At 45.2% G+C, this 16,419-nt stretch carries 20 protein-coding genes and 1 tRNA gene; 7 read left to right on the top strand and 14 right to left on the bottom strand.

Annotated elements, in window-relative coordinates:
- Positions 1 to 59 precede the first annotated feature (59 nt).
- The 4 genes from Q0757_RS02875 to Q0757_RS02860 form a co-directional block, all read right to left on the bottom strand.
- Positions 60 to 449, bottom strand: a complete 390-nt coding sequence (locus tag Q0757_RS02875; protein ID WP_298784563.1) for a hypothetical protein — start codon at positions 447 to 449, stop codon at positions 60 to 62.
- A 21-nt stretch (positions 450 to 470) separates the two neighbouring features.
- Positions 471 to 1,898, bottom strand: coding sequence for an SLC13 family permease (locus Q0757_RS02870; RefSeq protein ID WP_298784559.1), 1,428 nt, complete (start codon positions 1,896 to 1,898; stop codon positions 471 to 473).
- A gap of 181 nt (positions 1,899 to 2,079) precedes the next feature.
- The gene (locus Q0757_RS02865) at positions 2,080 to 3,006 is read right to left on the bottom strand and encodes an N-acetylmuramoyl-L-alanine amidase (RefSeq protein ID WP_298784557.1); all 927 of its coding nucleotides are present in this window, start codon (positions 3,004 to 3,006) and stop codon (positions 2,080 to 2,082) included.
- 87 nt (positions 3,007 to 3,093) lie between these two features.
- A complete protein-coding gene (locus tag Q0757_RS02860; RefSeq protein ID WP_298784556.1) occupies positions 3,094 to 3,420 on the bottom strand; it encodes a helix-turn-helix domain-containing protein in 327 nt (108 codons plus the stop codon).
- Positions 3,421 to 3,566: 146 nt separating this feature from the next.
- On the opposite strand from Q0757_RS02860, the gene fdhA reads away from it, so the two are divergent.
- Positions 3,567 to 4,781: a formaldehyde dehydrogenase, glutathione-independent gene (gene fdhA, locus Q0757_RS02855; protein WP_298784554.1), complete on the top strand. Its 1,215-nt coding sequence runs from the start codon at positions 3,567 to 3,569 to the stop codon at positions 4,779 to 4,781.
- 37 nt (positions 4,782 to 4,818) lie between these two features.
- On the opposite strand, the gene Q0757_RS02850 is transcribed toward fdhA, so the two are convergent.
- Together Q0757_RS02850 and Q0757_RS02845 are read right to left on the bottom strand one after the other, a co-directional pair.
- The gene (locus Q0757_RS02850; RefSeq protein WP_298784552.1) at positions 4,819 to 5,391 is read right to left on the bottom strand and encodes a YdcF family protein; all 573 of its coding nucleotides are present in this window, start codon (positions 5,389 to 5,391) and stop codon (positions 4,819 to 4,821) included.
- Between the two features lie 195 nt (positions 5,392 to 5,586).
- Positions 5,587 to 5,841 (bottom strand): hypothetical protein, encoded by a 255-nt coding sequence (locus Q0757_RS02845; protein ID WP_298784551.1) that lies wholly within the window; start codon positions 5,839 to 5,841, stop codon positions 5,587 to 5,589.
- Positions 5,842 to 6,136: 295 nt separating this feature from the next.
- Between Q0757_RS02845 and Q0757_RS02840 the strand changes: the two genes are divergently transcribed.
- From Q0757_RS02840 to Q0757_RS02830, 3 genes are all read left to right on the top strand, one after another.
- Positions 6,137 to 7,018 carry a cation diffusion facilitator family transporter gene (locus tag Q0757_RS02840; protein ID WP_298784549.1) on the top strand — a complete coding sequence of 294 codons (882 nt, stop codon included), beginning with the start codon at positions 6,137 to 6,139 and terminating at the stop codon, positions 7,016 to 7,018.
- Between the two features lie 200 nt (positions 7,019 to 7,218).
- A complete protein-coding gene (locus Q0757_RS02835) occupies positions 7,219 to 7,629 on the top strand; it encodes an Rrf2 family transcriptional regulator (protein ID WP_298784547.1) in 411 nt (136 codons plus the stop codon).
- Between the two features lie 70 nt (positions 7,630 to 7,699).
- Positions 7,700 to 8,341 carry an NAD(P)-dependent oxidoreductase gene (locus tag Q0757_RS02830; RefSeq protein WP_298784544.1) on the top strand — a complete coding sequence of 214 codons (642 nt, stop codon included), beginning with the start codon at positions 7,700 to 7,702 and terminating at the stop codon, positions 8,339 to 8,341.
- 36 nt (positions 8,342 to 8,377) lie between these two features.
- Here the strand turns inward: Q0757_RS02830 and Q0757_RS02825 are convergent, their stop codons facing one another.
- Together Q0757_RS02825 and Q0757_RS02820 are read right to left on the bottom strand one after the other, a co-directional pair.
- On the bottom strand, positions 8,378 to 9,238 hold the full coding sequence (locus Q0757_RS02825) for a DMT family transporter (RefSeq protein WP_298784542.1): 861 nt from the start codon (positions 9,236 to 9,238) through the stop codon (positions 8,378 to 8,380).
- A 55-nt stretch (positions 9,239 to 9,293) separates the two neighbouring features.
- Positions 9,294 to 9,527 carry a hypothetical protein gene (locus Q0757_RS02820; protein ID WP_298784540.1) on the bottom strand — a complete coding sequence of 78 codons (234 nt, stop codon included), beginning with the start codon at positions 9,525 to 9,527 and terminating at the stop codon, positions 9,294 to 9,296.
- A gap of 136 nt (positions 9,528 to 9,663) precedes the next feature.
- On the opposite strand from Q0757_RS02820, the gene Q0757_RS02815 reads away from it, so the two are divergent.
- On the top strand, positions 9,664 to 10,179 hold the full coding sequence (locus Q0757_RS02815; RefSeq protein WP_298784538.1) for a GNAT family N-acetyltransferase: 516 nt from the start codon (positions 9,664 to 9,666) through the stop codon (positions 10,177 to 10,179).
- Positions 10,180 to 10,213: 34 nt separating this feature from the next.
- On the opposite strand, the gene Q0757_RS02810 is transcribed toward Q0757_RS02815, so the two are convergent.
- Positions 10,214 to 11,101, bottom strand: coding sequence for a DMT family transporter (locus Q0757_RS02810; protein ID WP_298785378.1), 888 nt, complete (start codon positions 11,099 to 11,101; stop codon positions 10,214 to 10,216).
- Positions 11,102 to 11,334: 233 nt separating this feature from the next.
- Between Q0757_RS02810 and Q0757_RS02805 the strand changes: the two genes are divergently transcribed.
- Positions 11,335 to 12,312, top strand: a complete 978-nt coding sequence (locus tag Q0757_RS02805; RefSeq protein ID WP_298784536.1) for a SurA N-terminal domain-containing protein — start codon at positions 11,335 to 11,337, stop codon at positions 12,310 to 12,312.
- A gap of 110 nt (positions 12,313 to 12,422) precedes the next feature.
- On the opposite strand, the gene Q0757_RS02800 is transcribed toward Q0757_RS02805, so the two are convergent.
- The 3 genes from Q0757_RS02800 to Q0757_RS02790 form a co-directional block, all read right to left on the bottom strand.
- Positions 12,423 to 13,175 carry a peptidoglycan DD-metalloendopeptidase family protein gene (locus tag Q0757_RS02800; protein ID WP_298784534.1) on the bottom strand — a complete coding sequence of 251 codons (753 nt, stop codon included), beginning with the start codon at positions 13,173 to 13,175 and terminating at the stop codon, positions 12,423 to 12,425.
- Positions 13,176 to 13,517: 342 nt separating this feature from the next.
- Positions 13,518 to 14,189, bottom strand: coding sequence for a deoxynucleoside kinase (locus tag Q0757_RS02795; RefSeq protein WP_366139514.1), 672 nt, complete (start codon positions 14,187 to 14,189; stop codon positions 13,518 to 13,520).
- 62 nt (positions 14,190 to 14,251) lie between these two features.
- Positions 14,252 to 14,794: a GNAT family N-acetyltransferase gene (locus Q0757_RS02790; protein ID WP_298784532.1), complete on the bottom strand. Its 543-nt coding sequence runs from the start codon at positions 14,792 to 14,794 to the stop codon at positions 14,252 to 14,254.
- Positions 14,795 to 14,948: 154 nt separating this feature from the next.
- Between Q0757_RS02790 and Q0757_RS02785 the strand changes: the two genes are divergently transcribed.
- Positions 14,949 to 15,248, top strand: coding sequence for a hypothetical protein (locus tag Q0757_RS02785; protein WP_298784529.1), 300 nt, complete (start codon positions 14,949 to 14,951; stop codon positions 15,246 to 15,248).
- Positions 15,249 to 15,277: 29 nt separating this feature from the next.
- Here Q0757_RS02785 and Q0757_RS02780 read toward each other — a convergent pair whose 3' ends face one another.
- Positions 15,278 to 15,934, bottom strand: a complete 657-nt coding sequence (locus tag Q0757_RS02780) for a poly-gamma-glutamate hydrolase family protein (protein ID WP_298784527.1) — start codon at positions 15,932 to 15,934, stop codon at positions 15,278 to 15,280.
- Between the two features lie 181 nt (positions 15,935 to 16,115).
- Positions 16,116 to 16,191 (bottom strand) — tRNA-Thr (locus Q0757_RS02775).
- Positions 16,192 to 16,419 lie beyond the last annotated feature (228 nt).

The raw sequence follows: 16,419 nt of genomic DNA, 5'->3' as shown, positions 1-16,419 counted from the left end.
TCCCTGCTTGTTTGCAGGAGGCGGTTTTTTCAATGTAGAGACGTATTGCCTTTTAGATTCTAATTGAATGTAACAAGCGCCCGGCATACCATTGCGGTAGTAAATACTGCTCCTAAAAATGAATGCCAATGGGTTTTCGATTCTGGTATATTTTCACGCTGCTCAATTGCTTGAATTAGTTGAACTAAAGCTAAAGGCATTCCGAGAAGAATCAAATGCCACATTAAAAAATTTCCGGAGCTGATGCTTAAAAATAGCACACATGCCGACCCTGTCCATTCTAAAGATTTTTCTACTATAATTACTGATTTACTTCTCCTGCGCTTCGGTTTATTTTTATAGGGCAGCCTGGTTTTCTGCCGTAACAGTCCATCGAATATGAACCAAACAATCAATATCAGCGCAAATGGAAACAGTACTTCTAAGATACTCTGATCCTGCGTGTACATAAAATAACCCTTCCCGATCGCTTAATAGTTCAATACAACCGGCTGCCAGAAGTAAACAAAGGCCACGATGACAAAAATAGCTACAATGTTCATCCAAAACCCGGCCTTCACCATGTCATCGATGGTTAAATAATCTGAACTGAACACCGCGGCGTTGGGTGGAGTGGATATGGGCAGCATGAAAGCACAGCTGGCAGTAAGAGCCACAATTCCCATGATGGCGTAAGGGTCTACCCCAATGCCAAGCGCAAGACCTATACTAATCGGCATCAGCATATTCGAGACTGCCGTATTGGACATGATTTCTGTCATAAATAATACAATCGCAGCAAGCACTATTAAAATTAAGACAAAAGGAAGTACCTCAAGTCCCCCCAACAGCTCGCCAAACCATCCTGTTAAATTCGAAGATTCAAACGCGGCCGCCAGAGACAATCCGCCCCCGAAAAGCAGAAGCAGCCCCCAGGGAAGCTCTTTCATATCCTGCCATACCATAAGCCCGCCCCTCTCTTGTTTAGCAGGAAGCAAAAACATCGATGTAGCTCCAATAATGGATATGGAAGTATCAGACAGACGATAGGCTTCGGGAATAAATCCGCTTGTAATCCAAAGAAAACCGACAATTGTAAAGATGGTCAGCACCGATTTTTCTTCGAAGGACATAGGTCCCAGCTCTTTCAACTGATTTCTTGCAAAATCAGTTGAAATATCCTTTTGCGCTGTCACACGAAACTGAATTTTCGTTAAATAAAAATAAAGTCCGGTCAATAGAATAACTGTTAAAGGGAAACCAAATAGAAACCATTCGGCAAAGGTAACCGTCCGATCCAGATTAGAGGAAGCTACAGCTGCAAAAGCAGCATTGGGCACTGACCCTATTAATGTTGCCAGTCCGCCGATAGAGGCTGCATAAGCCACTGACAGCAGCAGCCCCTTAGCAAAACGGTTCAAGGATACTTCATCAAAAAAATCCTTATCCTTCACCTCTTTAATTAAAGCCAGCGCAATCGGCAGCATCATTAATGCTGTCGCAGCATTTGAAATCCACATGGATAGCAGGGCCGTTGCCAATATAACGCCCAGCACAATGCGCTGACTTCCAGTACCGACAAACGAAATGATTGTCATTGCAATTCGTTTATGTAAGTTCCATTTTTCAATCGCAAGAGCAATGGTAAAACCACCCATATACATGAAAACAATGGGATCAGCATACGCCATCGTTGCTGTTTCTTCATCCGCCCCTCCTGTGATTGGAAGCAGAAAGATAGGGAGCAGCGACGTAGCTGGTATGGGCAAGGCTTCTGTAATCCACCAGGAAGCTACCCAGACCGTAACGGCAAGTACTGCTCTCGGTTCGCTTTCAAGACCGGTAAGCGATGGGATGAAAAACAATAAAGCAAATAAAGCCGGTCCCAGCAGCAACCCGATTTTTTTCCTTAATGGCATTATGGCACTCCCTTCAAATAAATATGTAGGCAGCGTTAAGATCCGATTGGAATATTCTGTTTTTTAACACTGCATAATGACCATTATATAGAAAAAAACCATTTAATTGGATAAATATTATAAATGAGAAAAAAATAGTAAAAAAGATGGATGCCTCTATGGCACCCATCTTCTGAACATTTTATTTTACCTGCACATAGCCTGGATGGGCAGTGATATACAGCCCTGATTTCAACCGGAACATTTCAGTGCTGCTTCCGTCCACCTTCACTTTTTCCATAATGGTGAATGCTTCTCCCTGACTGACCGTTCCTGCTACTGCATCAGCATCAAAGGACGGGCGGGAACGGACATTCAGCACCTCGGCCAGTACTACCGCGAGTTTTCCTTTAACTGCAGAGGCTTCAAGAGCTTCCCACGTGTTTGGGCCAACAATGCCGTCTACGGTTAAATTTTGCGACTCCTGAAAGGAACGGACCGCATTTTCTGTTTCGTCTCCGAAATCGCCATCTGCGCCGTACAGCGGAAGCTTCTCCCCAGCGTCCATCAGCAGCTGCTGCATTCGGGCGACTGCCGGACCGTTGTCGCCTGGACGAAGCGTCGGTGTTAAATCTTCTCCTACCGGGTGACCTTCACGCACCGCTTCTCTCACAATATCCATATCGATGCCCGGGCAAGTGTTTGAAGAGTGGCCGGGATACTCCCGGTGTCCTTTTACGTCACTAGTGGAAACCTCTACACCATCGGTTCCTCTTAAGGCCGCCTGAAGATCAAAGAACGAGCGCTCCTGCGCCTCGGTAAATGAACCGCTTCCAACCAGGCAGACGCCTATTAATGGGGTGTTGTTGTTTCCTACATGGTATGAAACCCGGTCGATCCCATTGGCCCATTGAATCGTTCCGTCTTTTGTAATTACAAAATGATAACCGACGCTCGGCCAGCCAAGCGTATCCACATGATAATTGGCAAAGGAAAAAGCGTCACCGCTTGTTGTAGCTGAATGGTGTCTTGCGATGCCTGTAATCTGTGATAGCGACCGCTTCTGATAAGAACCATTTCTTTTTACGCTTCCCCGTACATCGACGAGCTGAGGCAGTTGTTGAAACATTAAAACATCCCCTTTTTCATATAGTCAGCCGGTATATTGCGGCTTCTATATATAAAAGGGGATGCCGGACTGTATTTTACAACCACTTTACTGAAATTTTTTCGTATAGCTTTGAGCCCATCTTTCCATTGCTTCTAAAATCGGGAGAAGACCCGTTCCGGCTTCCGTAAGCTGATACTCTACCCGGACTGGCACCTCTGGATAAATGACACGTGTCAAAATACCTGCATTTTCAAGCTCACGAAGCTGATTCGTCAATATTTTCGGGGTAACTTCAGGGAGGTTTTTCTGAAAGAAGCCGTATCTTCGGGGAGTACCATCGGAGAGTATCCGGACAATATCTGCTTTCCATTTACCACTTATTACAGCCAGCGTCACTTCCATCTCGCAATGTGCCTGGAATGGATCCATCATATGAAAGCGCTCCCTTTTTTATACATAGTATCATGACAGAAAGCAACAAACAAGAAAGTGCGTACTTCCTTGCTGTCAATTTATCACATACACTGATAGTAGGGCGTAAGCGCTCCTACTTCACTACTATGAGGAGGAATCAAAGGATGAGCAACAAAGCAGTGGTTTATCAAGGTGCTGGTAACGTTGAGATTCAAGACATTGGCTATCCTGATTTAGTACTTCACGAAGGCCCGGGGGTCCCGCCGTCAAATGCAGGACGAAAATGTGAACACGGTGTTATTCTTAAGATTGTGACGACAAACATTTGCGGAAGCGACCAGCATATGGTTCGCGGCAGAACAACCGCCCCTAAAGGACTGGCTCTTGGACATGAGATTACAGGGGAAGTAGTGGAAGTAGGACGCGACGTAGAATTTATTAAAAAAGGCGATTTTGTTTCTGTACCGTTTAATGTAGCGTGCGGCAGATGTAAATTGTGTAAAGAACAGAAAACTCATATATGCTTAAATGTGAACCCTGAACGTCCTGGAGGCGCTTATGGTTATGTAGACATGGGCGGCTGGGTAGGCGGTCAGTCTGAATATGTTATGGTTCCTTATGCAGACTTTCAGCTGCTTGCCTTCCCGGACAAAGAGCAGGCGATGGAAAAAATTATGGACCTGACCATGCTTTCAGATATTTTCCCAACCGGCTTCCACGGAGCCGCTTCTGCAGGTGTACGTCCCGGGTCTACTGTGTATGTCGCCGGTGCAGGGCCTGTAGGTCTTGCAGCCGCTCACTCCGCCCAGCTTCTCGGCGCCTCCGTTGTTATTGTGGGCGACCTTAATGAACAGCGTCTGAAGCAGGCAGAAAGCTTCGGCTGCGAAACTGTAAACTTAACAAAGCATGACAGTCTTGGCGAACAGATTGAGCAGATCCTCGGCATACCGGAAGTAGACTGCGCCGTTGACGCCGTTGGTTTTGAAGCATCCGGCCACGGGCCAGACGCGAAAGAAGCTCCAGCTACCGTGCTGAACTCGATCATGACAGTTACAGAAGCCGGCGGGCAGCTGGGTATCCCGGGTCTGTACGTTACAGAAGATCCCGGCGCTTCTGACAGCGACGCCAAGCAGGGCTCTCTAAAAATTCGTATCGGTTTAGGCTGGGCGAAGGCCCATACGTTCGTTACCGGGCAGACACCGGTCATGAAATATCACCGCAACTTGTTAAAATTAATTCTAAGCGATAAAGCGCAGATTGCCAAAGCAGTAAACGCTACGCTGATTTCACTGGACGACGCACCTAAAGGCTATCAGGACTTTGACAAAGGGGCCGCGAAGAAATTCGTTATTGACCCGCACGGTTCTGTCCGGTCTTAAATAAATAAAAACGAGCAGATATCCTCTGCTCGTTTTTTTATGACATCCGGTCCCAGGATTCGATTCCTATAGTGCCGGTAAGTTTATAAAATTCCTTCCAGAGCTGTACGTGCTTAGCCCCCCAGGCTTCTTTTGCATGCACATGAGGTACATAATCCAGAGTAATACCTGTATTTGCCATTACATCATCAAATTGAAATTTGGTCCGTTTCATATGGTAATCACTCGTTACCACCAGAGCAGAATCAAAATTACGCTCCTGCATGATTTCCTTTGAATATACAGCATTTTCATGAGTGCTGACTGCCTGATTTTCCATAATAATCGCCTCTTCAGGTATTCCAGCGCGCACAGCCAGGTTTTCATTAAAGCTGCCATCTTCTCCATTGGTTAAGATCACTTTATCCGCATAGCCTTTTTCCATTAAATCAGCTACCGTATATAAACGTTCAAAATCGCCGCTAAGAGCAATAATAACGTCTGCGTTTTTCGGCTCGTCCTGGTGTGTTAAAAGGGATGCTACGGTTTTTTGCGGAAGTGCAAAAAACGATGCATTGATTAATAAAGCTGCTCCTATAACAAAAAGCAGACTGTAAAAGATCTTTTTCATGCCTTGTTCCTCCGCCTCTAATGAAAGGTACGGATATATTGTATCAGAAAGACCGTTCTTCTTAACAGCTATTTCTGGACAGCAGAGCTCTCAATACGAAGTATTATTACCCAGCACCATCTCTTGTCAGCTTAGCTGCATAAAAAAACCTGCTGGCTCAGCAGGTTTTTATCATCGTTGGTCTTTTAGAGTTTTTTACGAAGAACGCAGGGCTTCAAAAGCGTTAATGCGCGATTCTACCGTCGCATAAATGTTTCCAGCTTCTAAAGGAGAAACGTCGAATTTTTTACTGGCCAGAGTTTCCACGTATTCGTCATTCTTAGCTTCGTCGAACCGCTCGCCCCGCTCTGCCAATGCTTCATACTCATCTCGCATGTAGCGGAATATCGAGCTCTGCTGTTCTGGGAGCGAATTTAAAAATTCTTCTACGTCTGCATTTCTTTCAACCATTCTATTGGCCTCCTTGATAGCTGATGCCATCCGTTGCTGCTGATGGGTTCTTTACCCAAGCATAACGAATGGTTCATTGTTATATAACTGGTTGATGGGTTTAGTATAACAAATATTACAGACGATTGGGAACAAAAAGCTTGCACTTTATACATTATTACGTTTTTTGCCATCAAACAACTTTTTTTCCCTTTTGTTATTTTTATACCTTTGTAGAAAAACGTTGCTGTAGACTCAATGGCAGTTTTCCTGCTACTCTATAGTTCGATCAATTGCGCAAGGGGACCGGGTCAATATGAATGATGAACGTATTCGTAACTTAAAACGTGGAGAGCGGGGAGCTATCATCAGCATCTTCGCTTATTTATTTCTCTCTGCCTTAAAGCTTACCGTCGGCCAGCTGGCTAATTCTGCGGCTCTTCGTGCCGACGGTTTGAATAATTTAACAGATACCATCGCGTCGATCGCTGTTTTGTTCGGCCTCCGCTATTCCCAGAAGCCGCCGGATGCCGACCATCCTTACGGCCATTGGAAGGCAGAAATGGTGGCTTCTTTATTTACTTCTTTTATTATGCTTGCTGTCGGTCTTCAGGTATTTGTAAGCGCGGTGCAATCTATTCTCGCCGGGCCTTCTGATCCCCCCGGCTTAATTTCTGCCTTTGTCGGCGCTTTTGCCGCCGTCTGTATGTTCGGCGTTTACACCTACAACAAAAATTTATCCAAAAAAATTAACAGCCCATCCATCATGGCCGCCGCCAAGGATAACTGGAGCGATGCCATGGTGAGTATCGGCACAGTTATCGGCATTATTGGCGCTCAGTTTCAGCTGTATTGGCTTGATCCACTGACAGCTGCTCTTGTAGGCTTGTTAATTATTAAAACCGGCTGGGACGTTTTCCGGGGCGCGGCGCTCCAGCTCACCGACGGCTTCGATGAAAATAAAATTGAAGATTACCGGGAAACAATTTCCAAACTGTATGATGTGCAGAAGGTCCGAAATATTAAAGCAAGAAATTACGGAAACAACACCGTGGTTGATATTACCATTCTGGTAGACCCTTCAATCGATATCCAGGAAGCACACAACACAGCTACAAAGGTGGAATATGCTTTAATTGAGCAGCATGGTGTACATGACGTTCATGTGCACGTGGAGCCCGAAAATGCTGAACACTGAACACAGCTTTCATTCAAGAGATCCGGCCCATCTCAATTTCTAGTTCTATTATCGATAAAAATGGGTATAGTTAAAAGCACTTGGCTGATAGCGTTCAATTTAAAAGCCAGGATGCCGAAATCAGAAATGGTACTAAACTTTTATAAACGATGATCCTATAATTGTTTCGTAACCATTAAAGCTACAGGTGGTGACCAGCAATGATAAATACACGATTCTCTGTCGCTGTGCATATTCTTTCGCTGCTTGCAAGTGAACCGGAGCGAAGACTCAGTTCCAGTTACATCGCAGCAAGCGTTAATACAAACCCTGTCGTTATCCGCCGGATTTCAGGTATGTTAAAGCAGGCAGGCCTGCTGCAGACAAAGCCCGGAGTCTCCGGTTCTTTAATTACCAGAGCGCCCGAAGATATTACGCTTCTTGATATTTACCGGGCAGTTCAGCAGGACGACCTCCTTTTTTCCACTCACAGCAGCCCAAACCCTGACTGCCCTGTCGGCCGAAATATTCAAAGCGCCCTGGAGGACTCATTTAAGCGGGCACAGAATGCCATGGAAGCAGAGCTGGAAAAGCAGAGCCTGGCAGACGTCACGGCCCATCTCTTTGTATAAAATAGGAAGAGACAATTTTCACTCATAATATGTATCTTCAAAAGCTATAAACAAAAGGTGTGATTGATGTATGAAAGCAGGAATTATCGGCGCGTCCGGAAAAGCCGGCAGCCGTATTTTAAAAGAAGCAGAAGCCCGGGGCATAGAAACGACAGCCATCGTCCGGGATGCTTCGAAGCTTCCTGACAGCAGCGTAAATTTAAAAGAAAAGAACTTGTTTTCGTTAACCGCATCAGACGTATCGGATTTTGATGTGGTGGTGAATGCGTTTGGAGCCGGACTCGGGGAAGAAGAAGCACATGTAAACGCCGGGCGGCATCTCATTTCTATTATAAAAGAAGCTGGAAATGTCCGTCTTATCGTTGTAGGCGGCGCCGGCAGCCTGTTTACAGACAACGCAAAAACTACCCGGGTCGTGGAAACGCCGGAATTTCCCGAGGCGGTGAAGCCTACCGCTAACGGGCAGAACAGGAATTTACAGGATCTTCAGCAGACAACCGGCTTACAGTGGACGTTTATCAGTCCGGCTGTAAACTTTGATGTAGAGGGCAGGCGAACCGGCTCCTACTCCACCTCCGAGGACGTACTGCCGCTTAACAGCGATCACGAAAGCTATATCAGCTATGCGGACTACGCGGTGGCCGTTGTCGATGAAATAGAAACAGCAGCTCATGAAAACCAGCGTTTCGCTGTCGTTGGCGAACGCGCATAAAATTCAAATCCGCCGCTTTTTTGGCGGATTTTTTTATTACAGGCGCAGAAAAACGATCCCCATAAGGACAACTGCAAGGATTACCGCCTGATATCTTGTAATGCGCTCCTCTAGATAAAGCATCGATAGCAGTGCTACTAAAAGCGCGTGGGCCGCAAACAGAGGAGAAACGATACTTGCCGGTCCTTCCCGAAGAGCAGCAGCGTAGAGCTGCATTCCCCCAAACGAAAAAATCCCTGTAACCAGCCCCCATCCAAATGCCTTTTTCATATGTAAATGAGTGGCATCACGGGCTTGCTGATTCTTTTCCCGGCTCCACCCATATAACGAATAAAGCATGCCAAACAGATAGCCTGTAAACAGTACCGGCGTATTTTCAAGTCCAGCTTCTTCTGTTATTTTCAGTCCTCCATTCCGGAAAAACATAAATAACGTGGCTGTTAAAATAAACCCGTACCATACGCCTCCTTTTATCGAGAAGTCCTCCTTCGGATCCAACGGCAGTACAGCAATGGCTGCCATAATGAACCCAATGCCCGCGTACTGAACTGCTCCGATCTGTTCACCGTATACAAACACACCCAGCAGAACAATCAGCAGAATGTTGGTATTTACCAGCGGAGAAGAAAGACTCGCCGGCCCAACGTTTAAAGCTTTCATATATAAAAGATTTCCAAAGGTGGATCCAGCCCCCACCATTATCCCTCCAAAAAGCACTGCCAGGCTCAAATGAAACGAATCCTCCATTAGAGCATATCCCAGAAAACCGACGCTCCCACTCGTGTAGAGCCCCGTCAAAAACGGCATTAACGGCAGCCTCCAAAAAGAATTAACCTTCATGAAAAAAGAGGAAAATCCAAATACCACGGCACTTAACAGCGCTAAAATAAACCACATGGCCCGCACTCCCACTTGTTCTTATGTAGTAAGAAGCCGCACAGGCAGCTTCTTTTTATAATAGATAAAACACATGACCATACTTGTCCACTCTGGAATTCGTTCCATCAAAATAGACAATTCCCTCCTGCGGTTCGAAAGGATCCTCTGTCTCAAAATTCACTTTGAAATAAGGAGAGCTGTCTATTGGCTCATAATGCTCGCACGTATACGTCAGCGTGATTTCATCATTCACCTGAATACGGTCACTGCCGGCGACTCCGGAATCAAAAACTACTTTTAGTGTCATTTCCTGCTCTCCCTCCTGTTTAACCTCTTCTCTATATGGTCCTTCAAATATATTCCCTGCTCGTCGTTTCTTTATACATAATGATTGCGAAAAGCTGGGAATTGTATTATTTTTAAGCGGAGAAAGGAGAATTCCTATGAACATCCGTCAGGCTGAAGAAGCCGATATTCACGCGATTACCGAGATATATAATGATGCAATTCTAAACACCACCGCTGTCTACGATTACCATCCATATTCGGCAGAAAACCGGCTGGAATGGCTCCGCACAAAAAAGAAAAACGGTCTTCCTGTTTTTGTTTATGAACAAAATGGAAAGGTTCAGGGGTATGCTGCTTACGGTCCATTCCGCCCATGGGCAGCTTTCAAATACTCCATTGAGCATTCAGTATATGTCCACCCTCGTGCCCGTGGCGCCGGGGTTGGCCGCACTCTTCTCCGCACATTAATCGACCATGCGGAACAGGAGGGCTTCGCCACCATGATTGCCGGCATAGATTCTTCCAATCCGGGAAGCATCTATCTGCACGAAACAGAGGATTTTGAATACGTGGGCACGGTGAAAAAGGCCGGATACAAGTTTGAACGATGGCTTGACCTTGTTTTTTACCAGCGTGCCCTCTCCGGCCCAGAGACACCAGTGGAACAATGAAAGCTGCCTCTCCCTGTTCGGGAGAAGCAGCTTTTTATGGTTTTCTGCTGGGTTGTCCTTCAGGAAATCGTTTTGGTCTCCCCTGGGTAGTCAGAAGAACCCCGGCTATTACAATCAGCGCCCCTATTACCTTGGCCGGTGTTAACGTTTCTTCGAGCCAAAGCACCGCCCCAGCCATCGTAACCACCGGAAGGAAATTCAGGAAAACCGAAGCTTTTGAGGCTCCAAGCTGGTCCACCGCCCGGTTGTAAAACAATAGAGCGATGAACCCTGGAAAGAGCCCCAGGTAAGCAAGGCTCGGCAGCTGCTCGCTTAGGGTGAAGGAAGGCACGCCAAGAAAGAGCCACTCCGCCGTAATAAAAGGAACTAAAATTATAATTGATATCCCCGTCATTACGAGCAGGACACCGTAGGGGGGAAACAGATGCATATAACGTTTGACAGCGATGGAATAAATGGACCAGCAGGCTATCGCCCCTACCATAATACCGTCGCCGGCGTTCCAGTTCATTTCTGCTATGGCAAACAATCTTCCATTCATTACAACCCAAAGCGCCCCTACAATTGACAGTACGACCCCAGTCCATTGAATAAAGCGCAGCCGTTCTTTTAAAATGTATGTACTCAACAAAACGGTTACTGCCGGGATTATTGTTTCCAATACAGAAACGTTAGTAGAAGAAGTAAATTGAAGCGCACCATAGATGAATGTATTAAAAAACGTTACACCTGTCACAGTTAACAGCAACAACGGCAGCCTATGCTCCCAAAATACATTTCGTGCCCTCCAGGCGCTTTTCCAGCCCAGGGGAACAATGCACAAAAAAGCAATCAGCAGCCGAAAGAAAGCTATTGTAAAAGGTGGGAGATCATTTATGGCCTTTCCTACCAAAATATTTCCAGAATAAAAAAATACCACCATAATAAGCATAAAATACGCAGCCATGTGTTTGTCCTCCTCTTTCAACCGTACTATTCCAGCTATTTATCAGGAATTTTTAGATTTGCCGACATTCTTTCGTAACTTTCAATACTTTTTTCTTCTTTTACAAGTTTTCATAATAATTATACATTTTTATAGACTGTTAAAGCATACAGGAGTAACGGCGTGTGTTACAATGCCCGGAGAGCATACAATGGAGAGGAGAAATCAGAGTGAGCAAAAAATGGATTCTGAGCACAGGCCTCGCCTTGTCGGTGGCAATTATTGGCGCCTGCAGCAACGGCGACGGCGGGGAGAATTCCTCTGATAACAATAACGGAAACGAAGAACAACAGTCAGAGGAAAACTCCAATAACAACAATGATAACAATCAGCAAGAAAAATCAGGTGAAGGATCCTCTGATCAACAAGCTTCAGGTAATAACCAAGATTCCGGCAATAACCAAGATTCTGGTAATAATCAGGGCTCCGGTAATAATCAGGGCTCTGGCGGACAGCAGTCCGAAGATTTGCCTGAACCAGATTTAAGCGATGTGCCTGACGTAGTAGCTACTGTAAACGGACAAGAAATTACTAAAGAAGAGTTCGAACCAATCTTTACTACTAACTATGAGCAGTACGCTCCACAAGCAGATGCCTCTGGCAATCAAAGTAATGAAGAACTTCAATCGACTCTAAAAGAACAAACGGCTACTTCCCTCATCAATCAGGAGCTTCTGGAACAGAAAGCCAAATCAGGAAATTATGAGGTAAAAGAAAAAGAGGTCGACGATCAAATAAGCTCTCTTAAAGAACAATTTAAGTCCGACCAAGAATATCAAAAAGCTCTTGAAGAGCAAGGATACACAGAAGAAGAATTGCGTGAGGAAGCAAAAACCTCCCTGCAAATACAGGCTCTTCTGGATGAAGAACTAGGAGAGGTAGAAGTCACCGATAAAGAAGTAGAAGATATGTACAATCAGATGACCCAAGGTCAGGAAGATGCAGGTTCTCTTGAAAAGCTCCGTCCGCAGATCGAACAGCAGCTTAAATCCCAAAAACAACAGGAACAACAGCAGCAATACACCGATAAGCTGCGTGAGGAAGCAGATATCAAAAATAATGTGGCCTCTGAATCTGGAGGAAGCAGCGGTTCCGAATCGGGAGGAAATAGTGGGTCTGAATCAGAAGGAAACAGCGGTTCCGAATAATAACTTAACTAAACTCCGGCTTCATGGCCGGGGTTTTTATTTACAGAAAACAGCGCAGCCTTTTGAAAGAGGCTGCGCTGTTTCTTTACATTACATTGATTGTGCTCATATTAGAAAGAAACGTAGGAACGCGGGTTAACAGCGTTTGATTTTGCCCCGTTCCAGGCTCCTTCATGCACTTCAAAGTGCAGGTGTCTGCCCGTACTTCGGCCGGTGTTACCCATGATACCGATACCTTCTCCCTGAGATACTGATTCCCCGTTTGATACGCTGATGGATCTCAGATGAGCGTATAGGGTATTGTACGTTTGCCCATCAACAGTATGCTCTAAAATAATTGTATTCCCATAGCCGTTCATGGTGCCGGCATATGTTACTGTTCCAGAAGCTGAAGCAGAAATACTTGAACTTCCGCCATATCCAATGTCGATTCCATTATGGGAGCCGCTGCCGCGCTGGCCGTATTCAGACGTTACGTGCCCGGAAGCCGGAAGCGCAAAGCCGGAGCTGCTGTATGTAGACTCTGCGGCTACCGCTGTATCCTCTGACGAGTCAGAGCTGCTTTGCGGGGTAGTCGAATCTCCTAAATTCATCTCTCCAAATGTTTGTGGTCCGGCAATGCCATCGACGGAAATACTTTGCGCTGCCTGAAACGCTTCAACACCCTGCTTTGTCAGCGGTCCAAAGACACCGTCTACAGGCCCTGCTTCGTAGCCTTTATCATTCAACCACTGCTGCAGCTCTGAAACATCTGAATCCTTCATACCCGATTTAAGGTTCTGATCTCCAATAGAAGCGTCCGCTACTGAAGGAGCGAATAAAATTGCTGCCGCTACCGCCGAACTCATTACAAATTTTTTCATAAATAGTGCACGTTATGTTTATTAACAGTGTTGCCTTTGGGGTACGTCTTTGTTTCCTATATGTATAAGCTCTGCCTGTTAATAAATTAACGCTGTCACCTCCTGATTTTTTATTTGATATGTTTGCTTACGGCTTAGTATACGTAGCGGCTCTCAGCACTACAAGGTCTTACACATTGTTGTTATAAGACTGTAAACTATTACAATTTTTTGAAATACACCTGCAATGTTTGTCATGCAATAATATTCAATATTTATCCTTTTCCATACTTTTCCTTCATAATTTTCTAGTTATATAAGAAATAGCTCCCGGAGACTTTATTCCCGGGAGCTTTATTCTGTCTATATTTTATTTTTCGCATGCAGGAGAGTCTTCACCTGTTCCACCAGATCTTCAGCATCCTGCGGATTATGAACGACATCGGTCTTATCCATATCTACAATTAGTGTATCGCTTGCGCTATAGTAATTTTCCAGCCAGTCGTCGTAGCCTTCCCAGAGCTTCCGATAGTATTCCACCAGTTCCTCATCCTGTTCGAAATCCCGTCCGCGTTCGAAGATCCGGTCCATTACTGTTTCGAAGGAGCCACGCAGATAAACATTAAGATCCGGTGCCTTTTTATAAGGGAGACCTTCAATTTCTTTCATCATTTCTTCAAGCAGGCCTTCATAAATGGAAAATTCCATATCGTTAATGTTTCCGAGATCACGATTAATTTTTGTAAAATACCAGTCTTCATAAATGCTCCGATCCAAAATAGCATCGTTATCCTTGTAAGCCTGTTTAATCGATTGGAACCTTGTCCGGAGAAAATAGAGCTGAAGCAAAAATGGATACCTTTTTTCATTAATTTCCTTTTGATCTGCCTGATAAAACAAAGGAAGAATCGGATTGTCCGATACATGCTCATAGTACACTTTCGAGTCCAGGCCGTCTCCAAGTATCTGCGCGACACTCGTTTTGCCAATTCCAATCATTCCGCTTACTACAATCACCAAAAATAACCCCTCAATCTAATTATGGATTTGCACACATTGCACTATTATAATATACTTTGCTGCGCAGTTGCGACCGTTTAAATTTTCCATTCTTCATTCAGCAGACTATATACCGCAATATCCACGTATTGGTCATGCAGCCAGTGCTCCTGCCGCAGTGTGCCCTCCTGCTTAAATCCCAATCTCTCCGGTACAGCACGGCTTTTTTCGTTAGCCGTGGCAACTTTTATAACGATTTTATTTAAGCCAAGCTGTTCAAAGCCATAAGAAATAAAGGCTTCTGTTACCGCAGTCATAATGCCTTTTCCCTGATAATTCTCTCCAAGCCAGTAACCAATTTCCCCAAGGCTGTTTTGGTGATCCAGACGGTTGAAGCCGGCTATTCCAGCAATGCTTCCTTGAAAAACGATACCGGCCGAAAACATTTTTTGATCCGCCCATCCATGCCGCACATTATGAATGAACGCTTTTGTATCCTCTTTTTCATTTGTATGATCCACCCACGGCAGCCACTCTCTTAGATGCTCCCGCGAGTTGTCTGTGAGCGTAAAAACGGCCTCGGCATCTGATGGCTCCAGCAGCTTTAAATAAAGATCTTCCCGGATACGATATGTAAACATAAAAGCTCCTCTCTTTTTCCCTATTTTATCATAAAGGACATCTCCCCATGCGTTATACTTACAAGGGGCAGGAGAAAGCCGGCAGCAATTCCCAAGCTGGCGGCGGCCCTGATTCGTTTTAAAGAACACTTAAATACATATAATCAATAAATAAATGGAGGTGCTTCAACTGACTGTTCTGCAACGCTCTGGCGTAATTTTCTTTACAGTTATGCTTGTATTCGGGATAGGGATGATCTATCAGGCATTGACCTGGGAGCTCGGCGACAGGGCCCATGAAATACTTCGGCTCGGATTTTACCTTTCAGCACTCGTCACGTTAATCCTGGCCGCAGCTCTTACTGTCCGCGATCCACGGATACGGATTAGCGCCCTGTCCTTACTGGGAGGTATTCTTATCGGCCTTCTGTTTGCTGTGAATGCGGGTATCGCTTTTTATCAGCTTTTTATGTAATAACCAGGCTTTTGAAACATCCCGGTTGATTATTCAGACATCTGCATTTCTGTAACACAAACGGTGGTTTCCGCCCGCCTCAAAGCTCTCCCAATCGCCCCGGCATACTCATAAAAAGAAGAAAGGCGATTGCCTCTATTCGCACTGCTCAAGTCTTCATTAGCAAAAAAAGCACGGCGCTGGGCTGAACTGATCTCAAGCTGTACGCCCTGCTTTCTTCTGTTTTTATTACATATATTCCCTTTATATTTTCCTTCTATAGCAGATGGTGGTTCAAAATCCACACTAAAACCGGAAGCAGCCAGCTCTGCACCTATAAGGTCTGCCGTGGACGTATCCAGTCCTCCTATATAGGTTTTTCTCTCCTCGCCCCGGTATCCATGAAGAGTAACTGTAAATAAAGCTTCAGCAGCCAGTGAGAGGGCTCTTGGTTCATCGAAACACGTGGATCTGATATGGAGCCTTCTGTTACCAGTACGCTTTTTAGCGTGAAAATCATAGGCAGAAAAGTGACAGCTGCGGTGAAGCTCTTCGACCAGTTCGCTGGTTCCCGCTTCGATAGCTCCCCCATGCGGAGCCAGAGCCACAAGGGTTCTATGGCTACCCAAAAGTACACGTATGTCATAATCACGGCCTTCTAATTCACCAGCATTTAATTCAGCATAACCAGCGTATTTTTTCCTCATTTAAACTTCACCACCGCTTCTTTAACAGTAATCATCCATTTATCGGAACGAGTATAGTTTACCCTATTACGTTAATTTTTAAAATAAGGAGTATATTTAATCCCACCCGTCTTCTGTTGTAAGCGTCCTGGATAAAAAAACGCCAGTCCGATGTTTCGGACTGGCGTTGTCATTTAACTAATGGAGCTTCCTACCGGATTCGAACCGGTGACCTCATCCTTACCATGGATGCGCTCTACCTGCTGAGCTAAGGAAGCAGATAAAATATCTCAGCTATGTAAGCTTACTTGTGATCTGCTCAGACACAAATACTATTGTAAAGGGCATTAAAGCCATAGTCAACCTCAATTGTTAAATGATTTCATATAATAAAAGCCTTTCTCTCCAGTAAGAGAAAAAGGCTTTAGTGCCCGGCAGCGATCTACTTTCACGGGGGGAGAACCCCCGGCTATCATCAACGCTGAAGAGCTTAACTTCCGTGTTCG

Source organism: uncultured Marinococcus sp. (assembly GCF_947493875.1).
Lineage (GTDB): Bacteria > Bacillota > Bacilli > Bacillales > Marinococcaceae > Marinococcus.
The sequence above is the reverse complement of the archived record's forward strand: the minus strand, read 5'-3'. Positions and strand labels throughout refer to the sequence as shown.